Origin of the sequence: Mesorhizobium sp. M4B.F.Ca.ET.089.01.1.1 (assembly GCF_004022605.1) — a bacterium.
Classification (GTDB): Bacteria; Pseudomonadota; Alphaproteobacteria; order Rhizobiales; family Rhizobiaceae; genus Mesorhizobium; species Mesorhizobium abyssinicae.
In genome coordinates this window covers 1-1,602 of the sequence record NZ_RZOS01000779.1, presented here as the reverse complement: position 1 = coordinate 1,602, position 1,602 = coordinate 1, and the positions used below count along the sequence as shown (strand labels likewise).

The window sequence follows — 1,602 nt, the reverse complement described above, 5'->3', positions numbered from 1 at the left end:
ATATCGAACTGGTGGTCATCGACGACGGTTCCGAGGACGATACCGAGGCCTATCTTGCTTCGCTTGCCGATCCGCGCCTGGCGTGGCGCCGCCTCCCGGTGCCCTCCGGCGCCAACCGGGCGCGCAACGAAGGCGCGGCGCTGACCAGCGCGCCGCTTATTGCGTTTCTCGATTCCGACGATGCCTTTTGTCCCGGGCGCATCGAACGGCTGATCGCCTTCTTCGATGCCAATCCGGATGTCGCATGCACGATCGACGGCTTCAAGGACGTCGCCGACAGGCGCCAGCGCCTGCATCGATTGCCCGACCCGACGCCTGACGCGGAGAGACTGCGCCGGCTCCTGCTTTGTCACTGCGTGCCGCTGACCAATTCGACCGTTACAGTGCGCCGTTCCGCCTTCGCGTCGATCGGCGGCTACGATGACGGTTTGTACCGCCATCAGGACCGTGAGTTCCTGGTCAGGCTGGGACGGCAGCACCGCATCGCCTTCGGCAAGGCCGTCGACGTCCTCAAATACCGCGAAGCCAATTCGATGTCGCGCACCCATGCCGGCTACATCGCCGGGCTGAGCGATTTCGTCGCCCGCTGCGAGGACTATCAGACGCCGGATTACGCCACGATCCTCAGCTACCTGACGCTGCGCGGCGTCCTGAAGGCTCTGGCGCAAGGCAGCTTCGGCGTGGCGCTGGCGGAAATCATGGCGTGGCGCAGGGCGAGCAACCTGCCCGGCGGCTTTGGCGTGGTGACTGGCTATTTCGCCGGGCGCCGGCAAAGGCGCCAGCTCGAACAGTCGCTCTCTCAGGCGGCCACGACGTCGGCCGAATAACGCAGTTCACGCAACGGTTTGACCCGGCTGGTCGTCTCGGCATAGAGCGGATGCGCCTTGTAGGCGGCGAGCGCGGCGTCGTCCTCGAATTCGGCGTAGACGACGACGTCGATCGCGTTGGAGAACAGATCGACCTTGGTGTTGAGCGTAACTTCGAAATGCGTCGAATACGGGATCCTGCCCAATTCCAGCAGGCCCGATCGAACGGCCTCCACATCCTCCTTGCGTCGCACGCTGAAGAAAACGATGTGCCGGATCAACCCAGCCTCCCTGATCGTCATTTCAGGCGTGTTTTGTGGGAGCAAGGGCGCAGCGTCAACCGGCAACGATGTCGCGCCTGCCATGCGCGGCGTCAGACCGCGCCGGTGACGTAGCGCACGATGCGCGATACCTCCCTGACCGTCGTGTCGAGGTAGCGGCCCTGATTGTAGAGGCCGTCCCAGATCAGGGCGAAGGTGAGGGTGATGATGACGATGACATAACGCATGACTAAAGTTATCGCATGCGGGTGGCGGCAACCATAGAGATTCCAAGGGCCGAGGACATTCTCCTCTGGATTTGTTGGCTCCAGAACCGTCTTCGCCTGCCTCTTGAAGTTGACCCTGATGCCGTGGAAGATTGTGTCGGGAATTCAACGGAAAATGTAGCCGCTGCATTTGTGCCGGATGAATGAACCTCAAGAGGGGTGCGGGGTCGGCCATGTGTGCTGGCCTCCCGAAAGTCGGGGGCAGGAAATGGCTTTCAAGCAAGACTTGGGTGTTGCGCCCGGCGACGC

Annotated in this window: 3 protein-coding genes; 1 reads left to right on the top strand and 2 read right to left on the bottom strand. The window is 62.5% G+C overall.

The features are described 5' to 3' along the window. Positions 1 to 827 (top strand): glycosyltransferase family 2 protein (locus tag EN780_RS33795; protein WP_133372869.1); only part of this gene is annotated, 827 nt, incomplete at its 5' end. On the opposite strand, the gene EN780_RS33790 is transcribed toward EN780_RS33795, so the two are convergent. Both EN780_RS33790 and EN780_RS41445 read right to left on the bottom strand, forming a co-directional pair. Beyond that, positions 800 to 1,087 carry a Dabb family protein gene (locus EN780_RS33790; protein WP_127311475.1) on the bottom strand — a complete coding sequence of 96 codons (288 nt, stop codon included), beginning with the start codon at positions 1,085 to 1,087 and terminating at the stop codon, positions 800 to 802. The two genes, EN780_RS33795 and EN780_RS33790, sit on opposite strands and share 28 nt — an antisense overlap. Positions 1,088 to 1,179: 92 nt before the next feature. Next, entirely contained in the window at positions 1,180 to 1,314 is a 135-nt protein-coding gene (locus EN780_RS41445) for a hypothetical protein (RefSeq protein WP_281033931.1), read from the bottom strand. Positions 1,315 to 1,602 lie beyond the last annotated feature (288 nt).